We start from the raw sequence: 5,899 nt of genomic DNA, 5'->3' as shown, positions 1-5,899 counted from the left end.
GCCCAGGAAGCCAAACACTCCTGGCTGCAACGCACCCTGGGCATCTGACCCCACCCGCCAGCCCCCTCCACACCGCGAGGGGGCGGGGGGCCGGGAGGCGCGGGCATCTCCCCCTGCCCCAACCCCACACGACGCCCGGGGAGCGATGAACCGGAGGGCCTTGGGCACCTCCCCCTCCCCCCACCACCCCGGACGCCTTCCGCGCGACGCGGGGACGGTGTGCGGGGTCAGGGGGTGAGGGTGCGGCGGAGCCAGGAGAGGCGGGTGGCGAGGGCGGCGCGGGTGATCTCGTGGTCCGGCGCGAAGATGTCGAACCCGTGGAAGGCGCCGTTCCAGATGTGCAGCTCGGCCTGCCCGCCGGCCGCCCAGATCCGCGTGGCGTACGCGACGTCCTCGTCACGGAACAGCTCGGCGGCCCCCGCCTCGACGAACGCGGGCGGCAGCCCCGACAGGTCGGTCGCCCGCGCCGGGGCCGCGTGACAGGGGACGTCGGCGTCCGGGTCGCCGGCCCGCTCGCCGAGCAGTGCCCGCCAGCCCAGCAGGTTCAGGGCGCGCGGCCAGGTGCCGCGGTCGTCGTACTGGTGGCTGGAGACGGTGGTGTTGCGGTCGTCCAGCATCGGGCACAGCAGGAGCTGGCCGGCCAGGCGCGGGCCGCCGCGGTCGCGGGCCAGCAGGGCGACCCCGGCCGCCAGGCCGCCGCCGGCGCTGCCGCCCATGACCACCACCCGCCCGGGATCCACGCCGAGCTCGGCGGCGTGCCGCGACATCCAGGCCAGCCCGGCGTAGCAGTCCTCGACCGGCGCCGGGTGGGGGTGCTCGGGGGCCAGGCGGTACTCGACGTTGACGGCGACGACGCCCAGCTCCTCGACGAGCGCGACCAGGCGCGGCGTGTCCATGGCCCGATGGCCGGTGATCATGCCGCCGCCGTGGATGTTGTACAGCCCGGGGACCGGGGCCCGCAGGCGGCGCGGGCGCAGCACCGTGACCTCCAGGTCCGGCGCGCCGGCCGGGCCGGGGACGAGCAGCTCCTCGGCGTCGATCCCGCGGTCGCCGATCACCTCGGCGACCGGCGGCATGGGCATGGCCGCCCCGGCGGCGCGCATCAGCGGGATGGTCTCCAGGGTGGGGGCGGGGCCGTCCGGCCGGGGCATGCCGTCCAGGACCACGGCCAGCGCCGGGTCGAAGGGCACGGGGACGGGGGGCACGGGAGTCGGAGGCACGGGGGTGGGGGGCATGGTTCTCCTGGTCACTGCGGTTCTGCGAAGGCGAGCGCCCGTGCCGGGTTCTCGACCATGATCATGTGGATGGCCTCGGGGCTGACGCCGAGGCGGCGCAGGGCGGGCAGGAAGTGCCGCGGGATGTAGTCGTAGCCCTTGCCGCCGTACCGCTTGAGCTGGATCTTCTGGCACACGTCGTGGCCGAGCACGATCTGGCCCGCGTACCCGCGCTCGACCAGGTCGGCGATGCCGCGCAGCACCTTGTGGTCGCTGCCCAGGACCAGGTGCCCCCACGGGCTGCCCGGCGCGGCCAGGAAGTCGAACTCGACGAAGACGCCGCGGGCCAGCAGCCGCTCGGCGAACTCCGGGCCGGACAGGACGTCCATGCAGTGGCCCAGGACGACGTTGCCGGGGGCGACGCCCTCCTCCTGGAGGATGTCGAGCACCCGGAACTTCTCCTCGCCGACGCCGCCGACGTGGAAGGTGACCGGCGCGCCGGTGACGCGGGCGGCCCGTCCGGCGGCCCGCACGCTCTTGAGCTCGCCGCCGGTCAGCGGCACCGACTCCGCGCCGACCTCGCCGATGACGCCCGCGCGCACGCCGGTGCCGTCGGCCCCGAGCACGACGTCGCGCACGATGACGTCGGCCAGCTCGTCCACGGTGCGCTCGTCCATGTCGGCCGGATGGAACGCCGGGGTGTACCAGCCGCCGCCCATGACGATGTGCATCCCGGTGGCCCGGGACAGCCGCAGCAGCGCCTCGGGGTCGCGGCCGAGGCCGATGGGCGAGACCTCGACCATGGTGCGCCCGCCGCTGCGGGCGAAGGCGAGGGTCTCGGCGAGCATCTCGTCGAAGTCGCCCAGCAGGTCGTTGTCGGCGTTCGGCCCGCCGTGGCGGGTGCGGGCGAGGTTGGCCAGGGTGAGCGGCTCGGCCGCCGCCGGCGCGTCCTCGCCGGGCCGGCGGGACCGGGCGGGCCTGCGCAGGTCGATGAAGATGTGCTCGTGCATGGACGTCTGCCCGAGCAGCGCCGGGTCCACCGGGCCGGCGACGGTGAGCGCCTGCCCGGCCAGGTCGGGGATGGGGAAGGGGTAGCGGCTCACGAGCCCGCCTCCTCGGTCCGGAGCGTGAGCAGCCGCCTCGGGTTGCGCACGGTGACGGTCTCGATCAGCTCGTCGTCGGCTCCGAGCATCCTCAGGTACGGCACGAACTGCCGCAGGACGAAGGCGTAACCGCCGCCGCCGTAGGCGAGGAGCTGGGACTTGGCCCGTACGCCCTGCGACAGCAGGAGGCGTCCGGCGTGGCCGCGGCGGGCGAGTTCGAGCACGGCCGCGGCGACGTCCTGGTCGTCGGAGACGCTGAGCGCGGTGGGCAGCCTGCCGAGCTGGTCGAACTGCACGAAGACGCCGCGCCCGAGCAGCGGTTCGAGGTCGTCGGGCCGCGGGGAGAGCGCGTCGCAGTGGCCGACGGCCACCCGCGTGAGGTCCGCGCCCTCCTCGGCGAGCAGGTCGAGGACGCGCTGCTGGACGGCCGGGTCCTCGTTGCGGGCCAGCGAGACGGCGGCGCCGGTGGCCGCCGCCGCGCGGGCCGCGGCGACCAGGAGCGCGCGCTCGGCGGGCACGCCGGGGTCGAGCGCGGCCAGCTCGCCGATGATGCCGGCCCGCACCCCGCGCACGCCCTCGGTGAGGTCGCGGACCAGCTCCTCGGTCAACTCCTCGGCCGGTGCGGCGGCGTCCCGGGCCGAGGTCGGGGCGGCGGGGCCGGCGGTCCGTGCCGGGTGGTGACGGCCGCAGCCCATGACGACGGTCACGCCGGTCTCTTCGGCGAGCCGGCGCAGCCCGGCCGGGTCGCGGCCGAGCCCGTCGGTCGTCAGGTCCACCACCGTGCCGCCGCCGGCCTCCCGGAACGCGGCCAGCTCGGCGGCGGCCAGGCCCGCGTCGCCGAGCAGCAGGTCATCCCGGTTGACGGCGCCCATGCCGACCTCGCCGAGCAGGTCCATCGTCAGCGGCGCGCGGTAGAGCCACAGGGCGCCGGCCGCCGTGGGACGGGTGCGGCCGGTACGCGCCCAGGACTCGGGCGTGTCGTCGGGCGGGGCGAAGTCGCTCAGCAGGTGCTCGTGCGGCAGGACCGCGCCCAGCGAGGCCGCTGGGACCTCGCCGGTGACGGCCACGACCGTGGCATCGGTGGTGGACACACGAGCAATATAGCCCCAGAGCGTCTACAAGTGTAGATAAAAGCGTCAGGCGACTCCGTCCACCGTCCGGGGGACGCCGAGCGGGTTGGCCTCGCGCAGCTCCGGCGGCAGAAGGGGGTCGGGGGTGTCCTGGAAGCACACCGGGCGCAGCCAGCGCTCGATCGCGGTGCCGCCGACCGAGGTCGAGGTGCTGGTCGAGGCCGGGTACGGCCCGCCGTGCTGCATCGCGGGCGCGACCGACACGCCCGTGGGCCAGCCGTCCACGACGACCCGCCCGGCCAGCCCGGCGAGCCTGGCCACCAGGCCGGCCGCCGCGCCCTCGCGCTCGTCGGCCGCCAGGTGCGCGGTCGCGGTGAGGTTGCCGGGCAGCGCGTCGAGCACGGCGTCCCGCTCGGACTCCGAGCCGTACCGGGCCACGACGGTGACCGGTCCGAAGCACTCCTCCAGCAGCTCGGCGTGGGCGTCGCCGTCCGCGAGCCGCTCGGCCGCCACGGTCAGCACGCCCGGCCGGACGGCCAGCGGCGCGGCGTCGTCCTCGCCCGCGGCCAGCGCCTGTGTGACCCCGGGCAGCTGGGCGCGGGAGCGCACGCCGTCCAGGAAGGCCGCCCGCATGCGCAGGTCGAGCAGCGGTCCGGCGGGCACGGCGGCCGTGACCACGGCGTCGAGCACCGCGTCGCCCGCCGGGCCCGCGGGCAGCAGGACCAGGCCCGGCTTGACGCAGAACTGGCCGAGTCCCTGGGTGTAGGAGGCGGCCAGGCCCGCGCCGATCTCGGCCGCCCTGGTCGCGGCGGCCCGCTCGGTCACCACGACCGGGTTGAGGCTGCCCAGCTCGCCGTGGAACGGGATCGGCCGCGGACGCGCGGCGGCCAGGTCGTGCAGCGCCCGCCCGCCGCGTACCGAGCCGGTGAAGCCGACGGCGGCGGTCAGCGGGTGCCGGACCAGTTCCGGGCCCGCCGCGAAGCCGTGGACCAGGCCCACGACGTCGGCCGGCAGACCGGCCTTCTCCGCGGCGGCGCGCAGCGCGCGGGCGGTCAGGACGCTGGTCGCCGGATGGTCCGGATGCGCCTTGACGACGACCGGGCAGCCGGCGGCCAGCGCGCTGGCGGTGTCGCCGCCCGGCACGCTGAAGGCCAGCGGGAAGTTGCTCGCCGCGAACACCGCGACCACGCCCAGCGGCACCTTGTAGCGCCGCAGGTCGGGGCGGGGGGCCGGGCGGGCGGCCGGGTCGGCGTGGTCGATGATCACGTCCAGGAAGGCGCCCGACTCGGCCACGTCGGCGAAGGCCCGGAGCTGGTAGCAGGTGCGGGCCAGCTCGCCGGTGAGGCGGACCCGGCCGAGCGCGGTCTCCGCGTCGGCGGTCGCGATGATCTCCTCGCCGCCCTCCTCCAGCAGCGCGGCGGCGGTACGCAGCAGGTCGGCGCGTACGGACCGGTCGGCCAGGGCGGGGGCGGCGGCGGCAGCGGCGCGCACGGCGCGGTCCACGTCCTGCGGCGTCGACTCCGCCGCGACGCGCTCGCGGGCCTGTCCGGTACGCGGGTCGACGCTCAGCACGTCACTCACGGTCTCGTCCTCTTTCATGATTTTCGTCGGGGTTGTCGTCGGCGAGCGCGGCCAGCTCGCCCAGGGACACCGGGGCCGCCAGGCTCCGGGTGGACAGCGGGCGCAGGTCGCCGGCCGTGCTCTCGCGGCGGCTCAGGCAGGCCGCGACGCCGGCGGTGGCGAACCCGCACACCCGTCCCTGGCACCAGCCCATGCCCGGCCTGGCCAGCATCTTCAGCGTGCGCGGGTCGCCCGCGCCCAGCTCGTCGTGGGCGCGGCGCAGGTCGCCGTAGGAGACCTCCTCGCAGCGGCAGACCAGCGTCTCGTCCCGCAGCCAGGACGTCCAGGCGCGCGGCACGGGGTAGGTCCGGTGCATGGCCGCGGCGAAGCGCCGCCCGCGGGCGATCGACCGGCGCAACCTTCCCATGAGCGCCGGGTCGGCCCGGCGGCCCAGCGTACGGGCCAGGGCGAGGGCGCTCAGCCGGCCCTCCTGCCGGGCCAGGACCGCGCCGCCGACGCCGGTCGCCTCGCCCGCGACGTACAGGCCGGGGACGCCGGTGCGCTGGAAGGCGTCCACGGTCACGACGAGCGAGCCGTCGATGTCCTTCCTGGTGTCGGCGCCGAGCATGAGCGGCAGTTCGAGGGACGGCGTGAACCCCCAGCCGAGCGCGACGAGGTCGGCGGAGATCTCGCGGGCCGGCCCGGCCGGGCGTCCGTCGCGGCCGAGCCGGGCCAGCCGGACGGCCTCGACCCGGTCCTCGCCCAGGATCTCGGTGACCACGGTCCCGGTGCGGTACGGCACGCGGTGGCGGCCCATCAGCACGGCGTACCGCAGCGCCTCCAGCCCCTTGGCCGGCACGGACGCGGCGCCGCGCAGGTCGCGCAGCCAGCCGAGCGTGGCGTTGGCCTCGGCGACCGCCGCCACCCTGGCCCCGGCCGCGGCCAGGCCGGT

General features: G+C 76.6%; 5 protein-coding genes. All 5 read right to left on the bottom strand.

Translation table 11 applies throughout. From position 1 onward, the window contains the following. Positions 1 to 227: 227 nt before the first annotated feature. On the bottom strand, positions 228 to 1,235 hold the full coding sequence (locus tag ACWCSD_RS46225; protein ID WP_449925084.1) for an alpha/beta hydrolase: 1,008 nt from the start codon (positions 1,233 to 1,235) through the stop codon (positions 228 to 230). Between the two features lie 11 nt (positions 1,236 to 1,246). Next, positions 1,247 to 2,317 (bottom strand): phosphotriesterase family protein, encoded by a 1,071-nt coding sequence (locus ACWCSD_RS46220; RefSeq protein WP_449925081.1) that lies wholly within the window; start codon positions 2,315 to 2,317, stop codon positions 1,247 to 1,249. Next, a complete protein-coding gene (locus ACWCSD_RS46215; protein WP_449925078.1) occupies positions 2,314 to 3,408 on the bottom strand; it encodes a phosphotriesterase family protein in 1,095 nt (364 codons plus the stop codon). The genes ACWCSD_RS46220 and ACWCSD_RS46215 overlap by 4 nt, the downstream gene beginning before the upstream one ends. A gap of 45 nt (positions 3,409 to 3,453) precedes the next feature. Next, entirely contained in the window at positions 3,454 to 4,968 is a 1,515-nt protein-coding gene (locus tag ACWCSD_RS46210) for an aldehyde dehydrogenase (NADP(+)) (RefSeq protein WP_449925075.1), read from the bottom strand. Continuing rightward, a partial coding sequence (locus ACWCSD_RS46205) for an FAD-dependent oxidoreductase (protein WP_449925072.1) occupies positions 4,961 to 5,899 on the bottom strand: 939 nt, incomplete at its 5' end. The genes ACWCSD_RS46205 and ACWCSD_RS46210, both read right to left, overlap by 8 nt.

This window comes from Nonomuraea sp. NPDC001684 (assembly GCF_053596515.1).
This window is presented reverse-complemented; position numbering and strand designations above follow the sequence as displayed.

Coding starts and splice junctions, on each gene's coding strand:
- ACWCSD_RS46225 (WP_449925084.1), bottom strand. CDS start 1,235: ATGCCCCCCACCCCCGTGCCTCCGACTCCCGTGCCCCCCGTCCCCGTG.